21 protein-coding genes and 1 other RNA gene are annotated in these 20,000 nt (G+C 49.1%); 15 read left to right on the forward strand and 7 right to left on the reverse strand.

What is annotated here, in order from left to right; translation table 11 throughout:
* Positions 1-22: 22 nt before the first annotated feature.
* Positions 23-1,546: a cardiolipin synthase gene (locus VJ374_RS06345; RefSeq protein WP_035408477.1), complete on the forward strand. Its 1,524-nt coding sequence runs from the start codon at positions 23-25 to the stop codon at positions 1,544-1,546.
* Between the two features lie 152 nt (positions 1,547-1,698).
* On the forward strand, positions 1,699-4,074 hold the full coding sequence (locus tag VJ374_RS06350) for a glycoside hydrolase family 31 protein (RefSeq protein ID WP_329470617.1): 2,376 nt from the start codon (positions 1,699-1,701) through the stop codon (positions 4,072-4,074).
* Positions 4,075-4,149: 75 nt separating this feature from the next.
* Here the strand turns inward: VJ374_RS06350 and VJ374_RS06355 are convergent, their stop codons facing one another.
* From VJ374_RS06355 to VJ374_RS06365, 3 genes are all read right to left on the reverse strand, one after another.
* Entirely contained in the window at positions 4,150-4,950 is an 801-nt protein-coding gene (locus VJ374_RS06355; RefSeq protein WP_329470619.1) for an SMI1/KNR4 family protein, read from the reverse strand.
* Between the two features lie 110 nt (positions 4,951-5,060).
* The gene (locus tag VJ374_RS06360) at positions 5,061-5,642 is read right to left on the reverse strand and encodes a DUF1643 domain-containing protein (RefSeq protein WP_047395966.1); all 582 of its coding nucleotides are present in this window, start codon (positions 5,640-5,642) and stop codon (positions 5,061-5,063) included.
* Positions 5,643-5,657: 15 nt separating this feature from the next.
* Entirely contained in the window at positions 5,658-6,341 is a 684-nt protein-coding gene (locus VJ374_RS06365; protein ID WP_329470621.1) for a lytic transglycosylase domain-containing protein, read from the reverse strand.
* Positions 6,342-6,448: 107 nt separating this feature from the next.
* Here VJ374_RS06365 and VJ374_RS06370 point away from each other — a divergent pair, with 107 nt between their 5' ends.
* From VJ374_RS06370 to VJ374_RS06405, 8 genes are all read left to right on the forward strand, one after another.
* The gene (locus VJ374_RS06370) at positions 6,449-7,123 is read left to right on the forward strand and encodes a CPBP family intramembrane glutamic endopeptidase (RefSeq protein WP_326188115.1); all 675 of its coding nucleotides are present in this window, start codon (positions 6,449-6,451) and stop codon (positions 7,121-7,123) included.
* A gap of 147 nt (positions 7,124-7,270) precedes the next feature.
* On the forward strand, positions 7,271-7,693 hold the full coding sequence (locus tag VJ374_RS06375) for a hypothetical protein (protein ID WP_035408466.1): 423 nt from the start codon (positions 7,271-7,273) through the stop codon (positions 7,691-7,693).
* Positions 7,694-8,106: 413 nt separating this feature from the next.
* Complete coding sequence (locus VJ374_RS06380) at positions 8,107-8,787, forward strand: ABC transporter ATP-binding protein (protein ID WP_056060756.1); 681 nt, start codon at positions 8,107-8,109, stop codon at positions 8,785-8,787.
* Positions 8,784-9,602 carry a hypothetical protein gene (locus VJ374_RS06385; protein WP_329470623.1) on the forward strand — a complete coding sequence of 273 codons (819 nt, stop codon included), beginning with the start codon at positions 8,784-8,786 and terminating at the stop codon, positions 9,600-9,602. Before VJ374_RS06380 ends, VJ374_RS06385 begins: the two co-directional genes overlap by 4 nt.
* A 12-nt stretch (positions 9,603-9,614) precedes the next feature.
* Entirely contained in the window at positions 9,615-10,688 is a 1,074-nt protein-coding gene (locus tag VJ374_RS06390) for a hypothetical protein (RefSeq protein WP_329470624.1), read from the forward strand.
* A 54-nt stretch (positions 10,689-10,742) separates the two neighbouring features.
* Entirely contained in the window at positions 10,743-11,624 is an 882-nt protein-coding gene (locus VJ374_RS06395) for an ATP-binding cassette domain-containing protein (RefSeq protein WP_329470626.1), read from the forward strand.
* A 5-nt stretch (positions 11,625-11,629) separates the two neighbouring features.
* On the forward strand, positions 11,630-12,673 hold the full coding sequence (locus VJ374_RS06400) for a hypothetical protein (protein ID WP_329470628.1): 1,044 nt from the start codon (positions 11,630-11,632) through the stop codon (positions 12,671-12,673).
* A complete protein-coding gene (locus VJ374_RS06405) occupies positions 12,670-13,767 on the forward strand; it encodes an ABC transporter permease subunit (RefSeq protein ID WP_329470630.1) in 1,098 nt (365 codons plus the stop codon). Before VJ374_RS06400 ends, VJ374_RS06405 begins: the two co-directional genes overlap by 4 nt.
* 90 nt (positions 13,768-13,857) lie before the next feature.
* On the opposite strand, the gene VJ374_RS06410 is transcribed toward VJ374_RS06405, so the two are convergent.
* From VJ374_RS06410 to VJ374_RS06420, 3 genes are all read right to left on the reverse strand, one after another.
* Positions 13,858-14,751 (reverse strand): hypothetical protein, encoded by an 894-nt coding sequence (locus VJ374_RS06410; RefSeq protein WP_056060761.1) that lies wholly within the window; start codon positions 14,749-14,751, stop codon positions 13,858-13,860.
* 89 nt (positions 14,752-14,840) lie between these two features.
* The gene (locus tag VJ374_RS06415) at positions 14,841-15,047 is read right to left on the reverse strand and encodes a DUF2922 family protein (protein ID WP_035408457.1); all 207 of its coding nucleotides are present in this window, start codon (positions 15,045-15,047) and stop codon (positions 14,841-14,843) included.
* Positions 15,048-15,082: 35 nt separating this feature from the next.
* The gene (locus tag VJ374_RS06420; protein WP_329470632.1) at positions 15,083-15,310 is read right to left on the reverse strand and encodes a DUF1659 domain-containing protein; all 228 of its coding nucleotides are present in this window, start codon (positions 15,308-15,310) and stop codon (positions 15,083-15,085) included.
* Positions 15,311-15,377: 67 nt separating this feature from the next.
* On the opposite strand from VJ374_RS06420, the gene VJ374_RS06425 reads away from it, so the two are divergent.
* The 4 genes from VJ374_RS06425 to VJ374_RS06440 all read left to right on the forward strand — a co-directional run bounded on the left by VJ374_RS06425 (position 15,378) and on the right by VJ374_RS06440 (position 19,001).
* Positions 15,378-16,373 carry a potassium channel family protein gene (locus VJ374_RS06425; RefSeq protein WP_231496867.1) on the forward strand — a complete coding sequence of 332 codons (996 nt, stop codon included), beginning with the start codon at positions 15,378-15,380 and terminating at the stop codon, positions 16,371-16,373.
* Positions 16,374-16,442: 69 nt separating this feature from the next.
* On the forward strand, positions 16,443-17,135 hold the full coding sequence (locus VJ374_RS06430; protein ID WP_313122931.1) for a hypothetical protein: 693 nt from the start codon (positions 16,443-16,445) through the stop codon (positions 17,133-17,135).
* A gap of 59 nt (positions 17,136-17,194) precedes the next feature.
* The gene (locus VJ374_RS06435) at positions 17,195-17,608 is read left to right on the forward strand and encodes a hypothetical protein (RefSeq protein WP_023467922.1); all 414 of its coding nucleotides are present in this window, start codon (positions 17,195-17,197) and stop codon (positions 17,606-17,608) included.
* A gap of 49 nt (positions 17,609-17,657) precedes the next feature.
* The gene (locus tag VJ374_RS06440) at positions 17,658-19,001 is read left to right on the forward strand and encodes a S8 family peptidase (RefSeq protein ID WP_056060769.1); all 1,344 of its coding nucleotides are present in this window, start codon (positions 17,658-17,660) and stop codon (positions 18,999-19,001) included.
* 46 nt (positions 19,002-19,047) lie between these two features.
* Here the strand turns inward: VJ374_RS06440 and VJ374_RS06445 are convergent, their stop codons facing one another.
* The gene (locus VJ374_RS06445; RefSeq protein ID WP_029341396.1) at positions 19,048-19,491 is read right to left on the reverse strand and encodes a hypothetical protein; all 444 of its coding nucleotides are present in this window, start codon (positions 19,489-19,491) and stop codon (positions 19,048-19,050) included.
* Between the two features lie 134 nt (positions 19,492-19,625).
* Between VJ374_RS06445 and rnpB the strand changes: the two genes are divergently transcribed.
* Positions 19,626-19,999, forward strand: an RNA gene (gene rnpB / locus VJ374_RS06450) — RNase P RNA component class B.
* The last annotated feature ends 1 nt before the right edge of the window (position 20,000 follow it).

Consider the following 20,000-nt stretch of genomic DNA (forward strand, 5'->3'; position numbering starts at 1 on the left):
GTTAATTGAAGGAGGAAGGTCTGTGCGCAACCGGATTTTACAATTCGCGCTTGTATTTTTAGTCGCCGGCGGAATTATTTGGGGACTATATCAACTCGGCTATTTATTTTATGTCTTAACGATTTCAGCGACGGTTGTGCCGCTCGCCGTCATCATGATCATCTTCATCGAGAACCGGACAGCGGAATCAACGATCGCTTGGTTTCTCGTCCTGATTTTCTTACCGATTCTCGGTGTCATCATCTGGTTGATGTTCGGTCGGAATCCACGGCGTCGCCGCCGGAATCGTCGTTCGCATGACGAACGAAAATTGCTGAAACAAGCGATTCGTCCAGTCCGGTCGCTTGCCGTCAGTGAATTGCCACCGAATCACTTGAAGCTTGCGAACACGATTCGCAACTTCGGTGGTGGCGGGGTGGACGTTCATACAGCAAGTGAGATTCTGACGAACGGGGAAGAGACGTTCCCGGCGATTCTTGACGCAATTCGTCAAGCGAAACATCACGTCCACATCCAGTACTACATCTATCGAAACGATGAGACAGGCAAGGCAATCCGGGAAGCATTGATCGAGCGACTCGAAGCGGGAGTCGAAGTGCGGTTCATGTATGACGGACTTGGAAGCTATATGCTTGGTGAGAATTTCCTACGTCCGTTACGCGACGCTGGGGCACATATCGCAGCCTATGATCCAATCTCGAGTCCCTTATTCATCTTCACGGCGAACTTCCGCAATCACCGGAAAATCGTCGTCGTTGATGGGAAGGTTGGCTTCACCGGTGGACTGAACGTCGGTGATGAGTACGACAGCAAGAGTAAGAAGTTCGGGTTTTGGCGCGATACGCATTTACGGCTCGAAGGACGTGCCGTTAAGGAATTACAAGCGACGTTCCTCGACGACTGGATTTATGCCCAAATCGAATCGGACGACACATGGGAGACGTTTGCGGGGGAAGAGACCATCCACCAGTACTTCCCGAAACATGATGTGGCGTCCGACGGAGCGATTCAAATCGTCACGAGCGGACCGACCTCAAAGGATCCCGCAATTCGCAATGCCTTGATTGCGGCCATCATCTCGGCGCAACGCTCGATCTGGATTGCGACACCGTATTTGATTCCGGACAATGAGACAATGACGCTACTTCGACTTGCGGCACGTGCCGGGCTTGACGTCCGCATCCTGACACCGGGGAAAGGCGATAGTTTTACGTCTTACTACGGCACCCGTTCCTACTTTGGACCACTCCTGAAAGATGGGGTCAAGATTTACACGTACAACCGTCACTTCATCCATGCCAAACTGTTTCTCGTCGACGGCAAGATCGGTGCCGTCGGAACGGCAAACATGGACATTCGCAGTTTTGTTCTCAACTATGAACTAATGGCGTTCCTGTATGATACGGAAAGTGCCGAGCAGCTCGAGCGTGACTTCATTGCTGATTTCGACGTCTCGATTCAGTTATCGTCGAATGATTACGTCAAACGCCCGCTCCGCTTCCGGATTTTCGAGTCACTTTCGCGCTTGATTTCACCCTTATTATGACGTAACGTCCCGCATCTATTTTCAGGTGCGGGACATTTTTAGGTTGATTCTTCCTTGAAGTGGGAACATGAACTCTTATACACTAGATGTGTAATCGGTTGCACACTACTTAGCCTGGAAGGAAGTGAAAGGGACGGAAGTCCCGAACCCGTATGCGAACAATTGATGAATCCCATTTCTACACGCGCGACATGAAACCACAAGCACGACCAGACGCTATCATCCAAGGAGATGTCTACCGTTTCACGGTCTTGACGAGTCGGATGATCCGACTCGAATACGCGGCGGATGGACAATTCGAGGATCGACCGACCCAAACGGTCTTCAATCGTGATTTCCCGGTACCTGCTTACCGCATCGTCGAAAACGAGGAAGAATTGCAAATCATCACCGAGCACGTCCATCTGCATTATACAAAGGGACCGTTCGCTGCAAACACACTTTATATCGATGTCTTAGGGAACTTCAGTACCTATTACAGCCGTTATACGTTCGGCGGACCACTCCGGACGTTAAAAGGAACGGCACGGACTCTTGATCACGCGGACGGTGTCATTCCTCTCGAGGAAGGAATTGTCTCACGGCAAGGATACGCGGCGATCGACGATTCGAACGCCTTCGTACTGACGGAAGACCACTTCGTCGAACCGCGTCGCTCTGGTACGCATGACATCTATTATTTCGGATACGGTCACGACTACAAACAGGCACTGCGTGACTTCTACCACCTGACAGGACCGACACCGATGTTACCGCGTCAGGTACTTGGCAACTGGTGGAGTCGCTACTGGCGATATAGTGAGAAAGAATATAAGGACTTGATGACACGCTTCAAGACGGAAGATATTCCGTTCTCAGTCAGCGTCATTGATATGGACTGGCACGTTACCGATATTCCGGAACGATACGGAAGCGGTTGGACGGGTTATACGTGGAACCGTGATTTGTTCCCGGATCCACGCGGATTCTTGCAATGGTTGAAGGACGACGACCGGATGGTCACGCTTAACTTGCATCCGGCGGACGGTGTGCGTGGGTTTGAGGAAGCATACGAGGCGATGGCGGTCGCGATGGGTGTTGATCCCGAATCGGATGTCCGGATTCCGTTTGATTTTTCGGACCGGACGTTTATCGAGAACTACTTCACGAAGTTGCATCATCCGCATGAGGCGGATGGCGTCGACTTCTGGTGGATCGACTGGCAACAGGGTGCGAACTCGAAGATGAAAGGGCTTGATCCGCTCTGGATGCTCAATCATTACCACGCACTCGATATCGCCCGCGATGGTAATCGACCGTTGATCTTCTCACGTTACGCGGGACCCGGAAGTCACCGTTATCCGGTCGGTTTCTCGGGTGATACGATCATCTCGTGGGCATCACTCCAATTCCAGCCGTATTTCACGGCGACGGCGTCGAACATCGGTTACGGCTGGTGGAGTCATGATATCGGGGGGCACCAGCGCGGGGAAAAAGATGACGAGTTATCGACACGTTGGCTCCAGTACGGTGTCTTCAGTCCGATTATGCGTCTGCATAGTACGATGAGCATCTTCAATGGGAAGGAACCATGGCGCTATTCGACCGATGCGGCGAACGTCATGAAGAAATATTTACGACTTCGGCATCAGCTCGTGCCGTACATCTACACGATGAATGCCCGCAATCACTTTGACGGTTTGCCCCTCGTCTCACCAATGTATTATGAGCATCCAGAAGACGATCAAGCATACAATGTCCCGAATCAGTTTTACTTCGGAACGGAATTGATCGTCGCGCCGATGGTCACGCCGATGCACCGGAAACTGCACATGACGGCTGCGACTGCATGGTTGCCAGAAGGGGAATGGTTCGATTTCTTCAATGGGCACCGGTATCGAGGTGGCAAACAGATCCGTCTGTTCCGCTATCTCGAAGACCAAGGCGTACTTGCGAAAGCCGGTGCGATCGTCCCACTCGGTCGTCATCTCGAACATTCGAATGCATTGCATAATCCGGACGATCTCGAAGTTGTCGTCTTCCCAGGAGCCTCGAACCGGTTTACGTTGTTTGAAGACGACAGCACAGGGATCGCACACCGCGATGGCGTCAATGTTGAGACGACATTCGCGCTCGACTGGGAAGCGCGTGAACTGACGATCGCTGCACCCACTGGACATCGTGACTTGCTACCGGAAAATCGGTCAATCACATTGATTTTACGCGGGGTCCGCGAAGGTTACGTCCAGAGCGACGGGGAAAGTGTCACCGGCGTCTATGATCATGCGACGCAGTCACTTCGTGTCGAACTCGGTGAAGTGACGGAGACGATCACGTTGTCGCTTCAAGTCGAGATGTCGACGAACGAGAACAAGATGGACCGGTTGTATGCGTTCCTCGATCAAGCGGAAATCAGCTATGACCTGAAGGACCGTTTGTATCGTCTATTGTCACAAAAGCTCGATCCGGTCAATATGATGCACCAGTTGCAAGCACTTGAACTCGAGAAGGATCTCGTCGACTGTTTGCTTGAGTTGATGTTGTCTTAAATGATTTAATAGGCATATAAAAAAGCCAGTATTCGTCATCCGTTTGGACGAAGAATACTGGCTTTATGGTTTAGGTCATAACTCTAAGTCTTTCTCTTCGTCCATCCAAGACAACAGATCCTCTGCATCAAGATCGTCACCTTTGCTGAGGATCAAGGCAGTGACGACATCTCGTTTCTGGTCTAATAAATCCGGGTTGTTCGTCAAGACTTCCATGAGGTAATACGCATAAGAGCCAAGGAAATCAGGCTGGTCGTTTCGTTCGATCAGTGTCATGAACGCTTCGATGAGTTCTTCTTGTTCTTCATCGAGAATCATCCAGTGGGAGTAGGCGAGGAGTTTTTCGTTTTCATCATCTCCACGGAGAATGTCCTTGATTTCAGGTAACGTCAGAAATACGACATCCGGCATGACGACTTCCGGAACATCGCTACTCAGCTTCGTTAACCACTCGTCGTAGGTTGACGCAACGAAATGGGGCGTCTCGTCCGAAATGTCGAGACACCAGACAGTCGGCTCAGTATCTTCCGTAAAGTGGAAGTACCAAAAATAGCTACCTTCTCCTTCAGCGAACATCATGACGTTCCCTTCGACGTCCCATTCCCGGAGGACCGACAATTCGTCCAGATACCGCTCGAATGTCAATGATGTCATCGAGCAGAGCGGAAGATGTAGACCCGTTTCTTCGTCCGACCATGTATTCTCGAACTCGACCATCACGACCTTCGCTTCTGGAACACCACCGTTTTGCTTTCGCATCTGTTTAAGGTAGCGAGCGGGGAGTCGACCGCTGACGGCTTGCTCGATTCGTGTGATGTCTGTTTCGTTGACTGAAATGATCGTTTCTTCTTGTAGATCTTCATCCCAAAATGGCATCATATGACCTTCCTTACTATGTAATGATTGATGTAGACCTTGATTATACGCAATATGTTTGGAAAATGTTTCAAAAAAAGACCCTATCCATTAAGGAAGGGTCTATTGTGTCATTTACGACGCAATTTTTTTGCTTTTTGTTTCATGTCGTTATACGTGATCATCGGGCTATCGTCCATCGTCAAGCGCAGATGGTTCGGTTCACCTTTGTTCGTGATGCCGGAGCAATAGAGAATGTCTGCATACTGATCAAACAGTTCCTCATATGCCGGCAGGTGGTGCATCAGGCGACCAGGCGATCCCCAGCCACAGAGGACGACGCCATTTTTTGCTTTGACTTCAGCAAGTGTCTTCGCGACGAACTCGTAGTTCGTCTCATCGAAGCTCGCTTGCGCGAACGGCAGATCCTCGCTGACGAGCAGATCCGGCATCAAACTGATGATGTCATATTGTTTGACGGGGTCACTGACATACTTCTTCATCAAATTGTATGCACGTTGTGTCGTCGTTCCAGAGAGAAAGGCATCCGTCGTCCGTGGTGTGTAGATTAAAGCGGCGACGTGCGTCCCTTCTGCGATGTCGTCAAAGATGTAGCTGCGTAAATAGCGTTTCGTCTTGTCTCGATCAAACGTCGTCTGGACGCGGATCGACGATTCCTCAATCAAGAGTTCGGAAGAATCGGCTGGTGTCATGGGTGGTGCCTCCTTTTAATTGGTCAAACGTGAGCTGATGCGAAGGAAGAATGCGAGTGTCTTCTTCTTGATGTCGAGGTCGTTCGCATCGATCGCCTCGACGTGTTGCTGGTAACGATCATATTGGGCGAGCACGTCAGAAACATATTGTTCACTGCGATTGTATTCAAACAGTGCTGTCGCGAGCGTGTCTCGGTCTGATGTCTTCGTAACATCGTGTTGCTTCAGGTATTTCGCTGCCGTGTGGGCGCTGTCGACGAGACTCGTCGGATCGGCTTTCCCGTCGCCGTCCGCGTCCACTCCGAGACCCCCATACTTCTTGATGGCTTCCGGATCCGTCACGTCGATGCCGTCATGCTCGATGTCACCGAGCGACGTGCCACCTTCGTATCCCCAACCGACCCATGTTTTCGGCATGAATTGGAACGGACCGATGGCGCCAACGGACGATTGCATCGCTGACGAGTTCGAGAAGATTGTCTCGACGCGATGAATGGAGGCGAGTAGCTTCCAGTCGATGCCGTAACGTGCCGCGGCTTGTTCGTAGATGTCGATGTTCTCGGCAGGTACGCCATGCTGTCCATAATACGTACGATACATTTCATTTTGAACACGTTCCCGATTTTGCCAGTAGATGAAGCTACTGACGATGAGGGCGAACAGTACGAACAAGATGCTGATTCGAAAAACTTTTCGCATATTGTTCTCTCCTCTGTTTAGGATTCCACTGAATGGTATCATATTTTAGTAGGGTCTAATAGCACTTTCTGTGACGGGAGTGTGGAATCAAAAAAGGAGTCGAAGTCATGTATCTCTTCGTAAATGGGTTTTTACTCGGATTACTCGTCGTCCTTTCGATCATCGCGGCGGTCCGTCCGGTCGATTTGACGATCGTTCCTCGCAAGGAATTCTACCCCTCGATGGTCCAGTCGAGCGGGATCTTATGTTTGTTGCTCGTCGGTGGAACGCTGGTCAGCGGTACGCTGTTACCGGAAATCGGCTTGACGTTTTTTGTCCCAAGTGGACCAGTCTGGTACGCGACGATAGGACTGATCGTCTTTCTCTGTATCGTCTTGCTTTTGACAGCGACCGTTCCAGCGTTTCGCAAACGTTTATTGCCGCTCTATCAAAGTGAGGCGGAGCGACTGATTCTGCCGCGAACGAAAGAGGAGCGGACCGGATTCCAAATGGTCGCGCTGATGGCAGGAGTGACGGAAGAGTTGATTTATCGCGGGTTTCTCTTCCATACGCTCGGATTATTTTTACCGTTCTCTGAAGTCAGCTTCGTCTGGATCGGTGCCATCCTGTTCGGGATTGCCCATCGCTATCAAGGGTGGTTCGCGATTCTCGTGACAGGACTGATCGGAGCGGGATTCGGCTACTTGTATCTAGCGCTCGAGACGCTCTGGCCGCTGATCATCATCCATGTCTTGATTGACCTTGTTGCCGTCTACATCTACAAGGACGATGTTAATTCTTGACATCGTCAAAAAGCGTTGAATTTGGTAGACTGAATGTCAAGCGAAGTTATCGTTTAAATTGGTCAAGTTGACGGTTGCAGAACAGGTCAAATGACAGGTAGAATGAGAAGGTAAACGCTTACACATCAAAAGGAGATGGATGAAACCATGCGAACGATCACTTCCACTGGCGAGCGAAAGAAGACGAGTTGGACATTGAATATCGGCAATCAGCCACATTTGATGATGGATGGTGTGACAGAACAAACGCTTGATGCCGAACAACGTGTCGTCTATAACGAATTTTTAATTCCGACGACGGACACTTTGATTCATCGGTTCAAAGCCCGCTTCCCGAACCATCTCTGCGAGAACGGGTATGATGTGTATGGCGCTGCCGCTTTTGACGAACAGGTCGTCGAACTGATCTCGAATTGGTTCATCGAGCTGGTCACCGTCTTAACAGCGATGCAGCGGACGAAAGGCATTCAGCATGTCCAGATTGAAGGCGGTGTCGCAAAACGGACCGACTTCTTACCGACCGTGCGTCGGACATGCCGGGCACTGGAGTCAACGATTGATATTTATTGAAGCACCAGTCACGTGTTCAGAGGGGGCGTCCATTAGGGCGTCCTCTCTTTTTTTAATCAACGAATCGAGAGAATTCGACGTCGTGAAAACAGCGTGCACTTTTTTGTTCATCTCGAATCGTTTTCCTGGGACAAGCATCGCGCCGCTTCACTTCGTTGCAGGGTCGCTCCTGCTTGTTTTTCCTTAGGAAGCGATTTCGAGTGAACAAAACGTCTCACTTCTTTCATAAATTAAAAAGCAAAAACGAAGTCGAATACTCGCGGAGTCGGACGGGATTGTCCGGCTCTTTTTTCATTTTCTGGATAACATGAGGAAAAAAACAAGTTGACGCTAGACTGTATGGCATGTACCATACAGTTAACAGATGTACTATTGTCTTAATACAATGGTGATAATCAAGGAGGGTGAATCCGATGCTTGAGGTAAAAGGGTTACAGAAGCGATATGGACGAAAAAAACAGGTCTTACGTGACGTGACGTTCTCCGTCGGTCTAAACGAAGTGACATGTTTGATCGGCTTGAACGGGGAAGGGAAGTCGACGATCCTAAAAGCAATTCTCGGTCTGATTCCGGTGGATGCCGGTACGGTGACGGTCGACGGTAAAACATCGCGCGACAAAATTGCGTTCGTGCCTGATCTTCAGACGATGCCGAGCTACATGACGATCGGACAAGCGCTCGCATATATGGCAGATCATTATCCGGACTGGAATCAAGAGACAGCGGAACGGTTACTGCAGACGTTCCAGCTGTTTACGACGGATAAAATGGCGAACTTATCAAAAGGGAACAAAGCGAAGTTCAATCTCGTCTTAGGATTCGCCCTCGATCGTCCATACATATTACTCGACGAACCGCTCGCGGGAATCGATTTGTTCATGAAGGAACAGATTGCCTGGATTTTCTCAAGTGAGTTCATGGAAGGACGGAGTATCCTGATGACGACTCACGAAATCGCTGAAGTCGAGCAAGTGATCGACCGAGTGTTGTTCTTACGAGACGGTCAGATCGTCGAAGTCAAAGAGACGGATGAACTGCGAGGTCATCATCATCAATCGGTCCAAGACCGGATGCGGGAGGTATATCAAGGATGAAACGCTGGTTGTTATTAACGAATGAAGAACTGAAACGAAGTACGAAATTATTGGTGTTGTTGATTTCAGGGTTGATCGTCGCAGAAATCGCGTCACTGCTCTATCAGATTTACGATTATCAAAGCACGATCGAGAAAACGATGCGTATCGATCAGATTTCAGAAATGGATGCCATCGAACAAGGCGGTGGTGCGTTGACTTTCGCACAAGCGATTGATTTTTACGATTCAATCATTGTATTAGCGATGGGGATGATCGTCTTGTTCGCGTTCTGGATTTGGTATCGCGACTGGGTGGGCGAGACGAAGTACATCTACCGGCTACTATTGTTACCGGGGTCACGTCGGGCGATTATTGCATCGAAAATGACGGCGCTCTTACTTGTCGTTACGAGTTTGATCGGAATTCAGTGGGTGTTGCTGTTACTTAGTCGCAATCTTTACTTATGGCTGTTACCTGAACCGCAACAAGTTCCAGCAAGTATCGACGAGTATACGAGATTCCTGAGTGCCTTCTATACGATGTATCCAAGTGATGTTTTGTTCATTTTACTACTTGCTTTCATCGTCATCTCATTCGTCTTTTTAACGGTACTACTGGAGCGATCGCTCGGAAGAGGAAAAGCGATGTTACAGATTGGACTGTATGCTGTCATATTGATTGGCGGTTGGTTCGTCATCGGATTACTATCAGCAGTATTTCCATACGATTTCGGGCAACTCCATGTTCAACTATACTTTGGATACGTCGTGCTCCTGACGCTTTACATATCCTACAAAAATCTACGATTAGTCCAGACGCGACTGTCAGTATAAGGAGAGAACTTCATGAAACGATATCGACAACTCCTAGTAATCGGACTGATCAGTCTCGTAACGGTTGGCAGCTATATCGGTTATACGTGGACGATCAAAGACGCAGCCTTTTCCATCCAGACGGTTAGCGGGCAAACAACAAACAAAGAGTCGTTTACAGTTGACTTGCATACAGAGGGTAAACGTTCTCAGATTTATGAAATTACGAATAAGGGTTCAGTAGATGGGCAGTCGAATAGCTACTTCAATCAGTTCTTTGGAACGAACAACCTTCCAGAAATACCGGACCGTTACTACGAATTCATTACGCAACAAGAGACGAATACGAGTGGAAATCAAACGCTGAATTATGCAATTCAGATCAAAAACAATCATTTGAAGTTCAAGATGTTCAACTATCAAACCAAAGAACTGTTCGAGAAGACGTTCGACTATCCTTCGAAGCTCGAGACGGGGATCGAGTTGCAAGCGAATGTCGTCGATAAGCAAGCGATGAAAGTCTATGTCCAGTTGGATCATATCGATCAACCGAAAGATACGAAGCTCGTCGTGTTGGATTTAGCGAATGGTACGGTGCAGGACATCGTTCTTCAAAAATCAGCTCCAGTGGATCGAGTACGTCAGTTTGTAGCTATCCATCAAAATGAAGTCGTTTATTCCGAGAGAGCATTCGAAAGTGATGGAAGTGAAGAACCCGAAGCATTCCATTTTCTTGATGACGGAAAAAGCGTTCGACCGATCAAAGCGTTGAATCAGCGGAACGTTAGTTATACGACGCATGAAAATGGACGATATCTCGTCGGGTTCCGTTTTCCAGAAGGAGACACGAAACGACTCGAGTGGTCGACATTCGATATGAAGACAAAACAACGATCCGAGCACAGCGTGACGAGTTCACTTGTATTGAGAAATGTCGAGTGGATGAACATGACGAATGACATGAAACTTTATCTGACGTCAGAGACCAAAGGTGGGTTTCAAGTATCCATCGTCGATTTGAAACAGGATCGACTTCTCTATCAAGGAAAAATCGAGGACGCGAACCACCAGAAGAAAACGAGTATTTCTAATTTTGTAGTGCAATGAAATGGAGGCGTCATACCGAAACCGGATGACGTCTTTTTGAAAGGACAGAATGATATGAAACTAGAAATCGAACAGTTATCGAAAATCTATCCGAATCGAAAACAAGCGTTGCAGGATATCACGTTGACACTGGAAGCCGGAGTGTATGCCTTGTTCGGCGAAAATGGAGCAGGGAAGACGACGTTGATGAAGATTCTTGCTGGACTGTTACGTCCATCGCAAGGGGTGATTCGAGTCGATGGTCACGTCGTCTTACCGCTAGAAGAGACGTATCGCGAACGAATCGGGTATTTGCCGCAAGAGACACCGCTTTACGGTGATTTCACGGCAACACAGTTTTTAACGTACTTGGCAACGGTCAAGGGCGTTCCTAAATCCGTCATCACCTCTCGCGTCGAGCAAGCCTTGATCGATGTGAATTTGCTAGAACAAAAAAATCAGAAACTACGTCGCTTCTCAGGTGGAATGAAACGACGGATCGGGATCGCGCAACTACTGTTGAACGACCCGGACTTTTTGATCATCGATGAACCGACGGCAGGGCTTGATCCAAAAGAACGGATTCATTTTCGGAACGTCATCGCGACGATTGCGCGAAAACGAATCGTCTTACTGTCGACACATATCGTCTCGGATGTCGGATCAATCGCAAAGGAAATCATCCTAATGCAGCAAGGGAAGATTATCCGCCAAGCCAATCCCTATACCTTGCTCGATGAGATCGCGACTTCGATCTGGTCCGTCGATGTATCGGACGAGACATTGCTCATCTTGCAAGAGACGTACCAAATGGGTGCGATTCACCAAACGCGCTCTGGTAAAAATCGCGTCCGGATCATCTCGTCCGATCAACCGCATCCAGATGCGGTTCAGGAAGAGCCGCAACTAGAAGATTTATACCTTTATCACTTAGATGAACGGATGCGTGGCGCGTGATGTCGATGTTACGATTCGAATCATATAAATTATACAAATCGCTAATCGTCTGGTTGCTGTTGACCTTGATGGGAATCTTTTTCTTTCCAACATTAGTGGAACCTATTGATCATGTCGTCAAGTCCCGCTATTCTCCATTCGAAGGACCAGCGACAAAAGACGTCTTTAGGATGATTGAGGCAGATGGCAACATCATCAATGATCCAGATACACGAATGGGAGAAGACGACATATTTTACAAGAATGAAATCTATGCTCAAATCTTACATATGGAAGAAGCTCAAATTCAGCGGCAGCAACGCCTCGACGTTTTAAAAAGCGATACGTTCGAGCAAAAGCTCGTCAATCGTATCAACGTCGCATCGATTCGCTATCACGATCCGGCGGAAATCGTAGCGACGTTCGTCAATCAATCCGGACTCCTGTTCCCGTTGATCGCACTCCTACTCGTGACGATCAGTTATACACGTGAACGCATGACCGGAGTCGAACAGTACCAGTTGACGTCGCGGAATGGACGACACGTCTTATTACGTGCGAAATGGATGGCTGCCGTTATGTACGTGACGATCATCCATGTGTTGACGTATCTTGCGACGATCTTAGTCGTCCGTTATCAACTCGGACCAATCGATTGGTCGGCACCGATGCAAGCGATGGACGGACTTGCTGCAGCACCGTATCCATTATCGATTGGTGGATATGTACTGTGTACGTTCATTTATCAGGAACTTGCCTTTGTGACGCTAGCGACAGCTATTTTATGTGCCTCGTTATTCGCGAAACAGTACAGTCACGCCTTCATTTACGTAATGATTTTGATCGGCTTACCATTGACGTATGGTTACGTCATTCCGGATGTCTTTTTCCCAGAGTTCGTACAAATGCTGATCTTCTTTCTCCCAAGTCGTGGCGTCCTGACGCGTGAACTGTTCCAGACAGACATACCGTTCGTCTTACCGATTTTTGTGATGCTCGTTTGGATGCTACTGATTGTCACCCTTTACGTATTCATGATGCGTTACGTTAAAAGGAGGGAGCTGACATGAGTCGCGAGTTATTGAAGGTGGAATGGCAAAAGGTAAAACAACAAAAAATGGTGTGGGTTCTCCTGTGCCTCGTGTTCAGCATCGGTCTGATTTTTTCGTTTAGTCGGATGGGCTTGTCTGGAACGGAACGGACGAATGCGCCGTTTGAAGGGAAACTGACAAGGGATTTCGTAAAGCAGGCAACAGAGGGGAAAAAGCGTGTAATGAAGAATGGGATCACGAAAGCAGAACAGCGTGAATACGACATTTATTCGCAGATTTTGAAGGCGGATGGGCGGCATCAGTCACAATCGCAACGTGTCGACAAATTGCGTCAACAAGCGCGCTCTGCGACATCTGACATCAAAAAACGAAAACTCGAACAAGAGGCGTCGTTGCTTGCGAAAATCGATTATCAACACGTTGGCAACTACCGGACGCTTGATCAATTCATCGTATTTCTCGGTGTCGGAGGATTTGCGTTGCTTGCAATCGTCTTGACGTTAGTAACCGCGACGAGTTTTTCTCGCGAAGCGCAGACCGGGATGTTGCAACTGCTCTATAGCTCAAAGCATGGTCGCAAAGACGTCCTGACGGCAAAATTAACACTCTCGATCCTGCTCGTCACTGGCATCATCCTCGTTTACAATATCGTCCAGTGGCTCTTATTTTTCCGTCAGTCGAGCGGCTGGGAGTTACCGATTCAGTTTAACTATCATGATTCTCCATATCCGTTGACATTCGGGCAACTGTATCTGGTCGCTATTTTGATGCAGTGGCTGGTCGGCATCTCGTTAGTCATGACGTTCACGTTTTTCTCGTTACTCGTCCGGCATGTCCTTGCTGTTCTGATACTCGCATCGATTTGGTTGATTGGTCCGTTCATACTTGAAAAATTCTTTGGAGGCATCATGGCGAGCGAAACGATTCGCTCACTTCTCCTACTGACACAAGGGCAGTCATTGATGGTGTTCGTATTGTTTAGGGATTACCTTGCTATACCGGTGTTTGGGCAACCGATTATTTTACCAGTAGTCGTCATCGCCAGTAGCATCGCGACGATTTTCTTGTTCGGTTGGGGTTGTTACAAGCTTGTCTCGCGTCAGTCTGCCTAAAAAAACGCTTCGCATCGGAAAAAGTTATCCGGTGCGAAGCGTTCTTTTTTTCGTTTTGACTAGGAATCGATACGTCGTGAGGCGAAAGCATCAAGACGTGAAGTTTTTCTCTGTTGCTTTACAGGCACGCAATAAGGCATCCTTGAAAAAACGATCTTCCTGCGAAGCGAGTTGTTGTGTCGCTTCCTCGTCTCCGCGCAGTGAGCGAGCGAGCATCTGAATGACCTTGACCCAGCGCCGGACGTGATCAAGTTGTGGGCGACCCATCGCGACGTACACCGTGAACCAATCATTCTGATCGCGACGGATCATCCGTTGGAACAGTGATTTCGCGAGATCGACTTCTTCGGTCGTCGGGAGTTCGTTCGTCTCGAAATAACGACGTAACGCGGCAACGGCAGTTGCGTACGCTGCTTTGACGTCGTCTGACGGCTGATGCTTACCGTAGTCGGATGTCGACAGATGAAGTAAGGCAGGTTTTTTCTCGACACCCGTGATCCAGGCAGAGATCGTCTTATTGCCTTTATAAGCTTGACGGTTTGCGACCGGGAGCTTCGCCGTGACGTTTCCGACTTTCCCGATCAAGGTCACTTTGTTGTTGCGATCCTGAATTTCGGTCACTTTCAACTCGACCGTATCACCCATTTCATGAGGAATGGCTTTCGGCTGGAGCTTTTCTCCTGCCGAGAGCGGCGAACGCTTGCGGATCATCCGCAATGCTTCTTGTTCAATCCGGTCGTCAAGCGACCACAGATGTTCCGGTGGGACGTTGCGGAACCGGCGACGTCGGACCTTGATGTACTGGTCAAGCGCGTCAGCAGCTTGCTCCCGCGTCGATTCGCCACGTGCGACGGGGCCGATGATGTCTCGGAGCGTAATGGATTCGAGACGTTCCATGATGCCTTCGAACGGGATGAGTTCCATTACGTAGAGACTACAGACGACGAGTTCGCATTCGCGAGGAGTGAGTGGGCGTTTGGCCATAAATTGACTTCCTTTCAGCTGGTTGATGTTTCTAGTATACCAAAAAAAAGCCATCGTCACGTAATCCCGTGACGATGGACTGAAAAAGCTTACAAGACGAATGGCGATTCCGAACTATTTTGCAATTCAGCGGACGCGAGACGTGTGACACCGTTCATGAACGGGTCATGGGCGACGAACAAGTCACCGATTGCTTTGATCTCAGCCACAGTCGCATTTTCCTTCGCACCAGCGATCCGCAAGCGATACGGTTTTTTTGTCACCGTATCAAATGTCAGGACGATCGTATGTTCCATCAATGGTCACTCCTTTCATGAAATGTAGGGATAAGTTATGCCTTGAGTAGAGCGTAGTCACGGCTGATTTCCGTCAGCGCGTAGCGTCCGTCGAGTAAGCTGCCGACCGCTTGACCGATCGAAGCGACGACGTCTGCTGGAAGATTCGAACGTAAGCCGTTATAGCGGCGGCGAGCAACGATGGCATCACCGTTTGCTGTCACCTTGTCCTTCCGCTCGAAGACGATGACGAGACTCGTCTTGATCTCTTCTGCTTGTGTCATGTGTATCACCTCCTTCGCCCTTATTGACAGGGGAAGAGACCGGATTGTTCGAAAGGAATGAAAAAAGATGGTCTGGTTACGTTTTTTACGAAAAGTGTCGTTTTTACGCATGCGGACGCTCGGATATGCGTCACTGATCTTCGTCTTTGGTGTCGCGGGCATCATGTATGCTCTTGAGCCAGAAACGTTCGGATCCTACTTCCGGGCCGTCTACTGGACGATGACGACCGTCGTCACGGTCGGGTACGGCGACTTCTTCCCGAATTCTGATACCGGTCGGATTCTGACGATTTTCGTCTTCATCTTTGGAATCGGGATCGTCGGGGGACTGATCTCAAAACTGGTCGACGGTGTACAGTTGATTCGTAATCAAAAGGAAAGAGGGTTATTACAAGTGAAAGAAACAGGACATACCGTCGTTTTCGGTTACAGTCGGCGTTCGAAGCACGTCATCGATTCATTACTCGAACATACGGATGTCGTCCTCGTCGATGATTTAGAGCGCGAGCCATTCAGTCACCCACGATTTCATTACGTCTGTGGTGATCCGGCACTGACATCGACGCTCGAACGGGCACACATCGAAAAGGCAGTTCGCGCGATCGTCCTCGCCGATCATTCGATTCCACCGGTCCATGCTGACGGACGGACATTGTTGATTGCTTCAAGCATCGAACGGGCGAATCCGAACATTTATACAATCGTCGAAATGATGCTTGAAGAGCACCTCGACAGCTTCGAACAGGTTAAGGTTGATGAGGTGTTACTTGGTGATGAGACGATTGCCCGGATGGCGATCCTCGCGTCCCATCATCCTGGGGTGACGAAGGTCGTGACGGATTTGTTGACGAAGGACGGTGAGGGCATGTTCTCGATTCCGAGTAGACCGGAGTGGGGGACGTACCGTGACGCCTATCATGCCTTGCTAGAAGAAGGCGTCACGATCTTATCTGATGGAAAACGACTCGATTTGAACCGTCGACTCGATGAAGCGATTCCGAAAAACGGGACGTTGATCGTCTTGTGTTCGGAGGAAACCGCCCAACGAATCGGAGCGATTTAGAGAAGAAAGGATTTAACCAATCTTTTTTCGGGTATAGTAAATAAATTTACTAGACGGAGGAAAAAGATTATGACACAACCACAACCAGAATGGATTCAAGAATTATTTGAGACGGTCGATCAAGGCGAAATTAAAAATGCACCAAAATTACTCTATATGGCACTGACGCTTGAACCAAATTATTTTACAAAAGCAGTTAGCCGATTCAATCAACGGTTAGAAGTTGAACCATTAACGGACGTTTCGGAATTGTTGACGGTCTATCGTCAATTTTTCCTTTCAGCTAATCCATCAGAGGAGTACTGGTCACTTGCCTGGAACGAACTCATCCAGACGCTACAACATATGATCGACCGGCCAGAAGCACAGCAATTACTTAAAGAGCATGTCGATTTACTCGACTGGTGGTCGAGCGAATCGTTGCTTTCACTCCCGAGCTGGTTGACGATTTTAGATGTCGCTGAACGAATCGACGCGCTTGATCAATTTAGCAGTTATCTTCCAGATATCTTCGAGAGTTACGCGCTTGAAACAGCGAAGGACGAACCGTTCGCCCGTCTTGCCTGGTACGCACTCGCAAGCAATCAACAAGAGTTGCTTGCCCCTTACAGAGACCGGATTGAAGCCGGTTCTTCAAAGGAAATTCAGTCTCTTCGTCAAGCGGATCTCGTCGATCAAATTGAAACGACGCGGGTCGTTATGTTAAAGTCGAAAGATAACGAGCCGATTGAATTAACATTTGATCGAAAATGGACATTATAAATTATCGAAGAAAAAATGACACCTAGAAGCCGCACGAATTCAGTCCGAGGGGTGTAGGGATGATTCACGTCAATTTACCGAGTGGTGACTATGTCGTGTTAGTAGAAATAAATCGTGAAGTGCTGCTGTGTCATTCGATTGAAGAAGCGGAACAAGCACAACGCGACCGGTATGAACTGGTCGGACGGATGAGCGAACGCTTGCCGGCAGAAGTAATTGGACCATCGATTGCGGATTTTGTCCGCTTTTCGACCGGGTTCATCGGCGAAGAAGTGACGTGGCACGAGGAGGAAGAAGCCTTCTTTTGCCAACAGTTCGAGACATTCGACGGTTCCCCGTTAGGTGAAGATCTGACGGGGATCGATGCAACGCGTTGGCGTGCGGTCCTTGCACGCTATTATGCTTACGTGACGATCGGAAAGATCATTCCTTTTGAAGTCAGCGAAGAACCGGACGGCACGGTTCCGCTTTAGTCCAGACGATTCTTCGGTCGGCGCGTAATCAGAGAAGGGCAGGGTTCCCATGAAAAAGCAACTTGCACTACTCACGCTAGCGACAATCGTCGCCATGCCAACGTCTGCTTTCGCGCAGTCTCAATACGTACAATATGATCCGACGTTTACAGAACAACAAAAACAAGAGTGGTTGGCGAATCAGGGGCTGACCGAGATTCGTGCCTTGAAACAAAAAGGATTCTCGCTCGTTGAGCCGCTTGAGCATCTCGAAGAAAAGGATATCGATGCCGATTTGATTCCAATCACGGACGTCAAAAAAGCAACGGATTCTGCCCAGTTCCAGCAAACGTACCTCGATCAGTCACGGATTCCGGCTTACTGGAAGTACAGCCGCGGGAAATCGGACGTTCGCGTTGCAATCATCGATGATGCAATCGATACGAAACACCGCGAGTTCAAGGACGTCATCTATAAGACGACGACGATTTCTGGAATCCGGAAACCTGACGATCACGGGACACACGTCGCCGGTATCGTCGCGGCGCGTGAAGACGGTCAAGGGATCGTCGGTGTCGCATCTGGTGTCAAACTGATCGGGGCCGATGTCTTCGATGGAGACTTTGCCGCATCGATCGACATCGGCGACGGTATTTTGTATGCAATCGAGCAGGGAGCAGATGTCATCAATCTCTCACTCGGACAATATGAGTTTGATCCGTATATGGAAGCAGCGGTCAAAAAGGCGGAAGCGAAGAACATACTCGTCGTCGGAGCAGCCGGAAACGACGGGCGCAATAAAGTACTCTTCCCAGGATCGATGAGTCAAGTCGTCGGTGTCGGGTCCGTCGGAACGCTGGGGCGTGCCTCGACGTTCTCGAACTACGGTAAAGGAGTCAACATCATGGCACCGGGGGAAGGGGTCTACTCGACAATCGTCGGCAACAAGTACGGCTACTTGGACGGAACATCGATGGCGACACCGGTCGTCAGTGGTGTGTTGGCGCTCGCGAAATCGAAGAACCCATTCGTCTCGAACACGACGATGCGCAGTAAGTTATATGCTGCAGCGACGAAAAAATCAGGTGATACGAAGTTGCATTACGGAGCAGGTCGCTTGAATGCCGGAATCTTAGCGACACTGCCGGCACCGATCTCGAAGATCTCGTTACCGGCAACGGTTAAGCCGAATCAGGCGTTTACATTCTATTTTGATGAGTATGCGAGTGCGAAGACGACGACACGTCTCTATAAGGACGGGAAGGTCGTTAAGACATTCACGCAATCGAATTTAACGAACGGTACGCATAAGTTTACGTATAAGTTGAAAGACAAGGGGTCATATAAGCTTGTCTTTACAACGACAGGTGGACGGCATACGCGGACCGTCGAACGCTTACTGACAGTCAAATAAAAAAGCGCCTCCCACTGAGTGGGAAGCGCCGTACGAGACCTGAAGGTTACTTCGGGTCTTTTCCTTTTTTATAGACGGGCGTCGGAGGCGTCAATGCCTCTCCAGTCCATGTGATCATCGCTTCCATCTTGTATCCTGTGTCATCCTCATGGACGAACGACAGGCGACTGGAATCGATCAATTGGTATAAACCATAAGCGACCTGGTCGGCCCAAGAGCGTAACGTCATCGCTTCATCATACAACGGGATTTGCTCAGGGAACCGTTCGTTCATAAGCAAGATATCGTGTTGATCGAAATGATAGCTACGTTTTGAGAGTGCATCGGGCGCCTTGACGTTGAACGGCTCGAACGCGTGGATGAGCTCTCCTTGACGATAGAAGGCGAAGATGCCGTTTCGCAGATGAAGTGCCTTGATCTCGTCGATCTCGATCAGGAATGTCAACTTGCGAACCGTTCGCCGGTTCGTACCAGAGCGTCGTTTTTTCATGCTGCATGCCTCCTTCTGAACTCTTGTACTATACCGTGAAATGAGGCAGGGACGCAACTTTTTCGTTTATAAAACGAGAATTACCTCTTGCAGGAAAGCGGCATCTACGCTACACTCATAAGCAGTGACTATGTTGGTTCGGACAATCGCGGGGCATTTCGATGCTTTGAGGAAAGTCCATGCTCGCACAGCCTGCGATGGCTGTAGTGATCGTGCTACACTAAAAGATAAGTGTAGGCAGCGTCAAGCTGACGGCAGAAGGAACGCCTAAGTCTTCGGATATGGCCGAAACTTCTTGAAGGTGCCACAGTGACGGAGCTTCATGGGAAACCATGAAGGTGGAACGAGGTAAACCCCACGAGCGAGAAACCCAAATTTGGTAGGGGAATTTCCGGAGCGGAACTGAACGCAATGGAGAGCGTATGCAAATACGGAGATAGATGATTGTCGCCTGCGTGTGAGGGTCAAACCGTTTGGAACACTAAGGAACAGAACATGGCTTACAGGAC

The sequence above is a fragment of the Exiguobacterium sp. 9-2 genome (genome assembly GCF_036287235.1).
GTDB lineage: Bacteria > Bacillota > Bacilli > Exiguobacteriales > Exiguobacteriaceae > Exiguobacterium_A.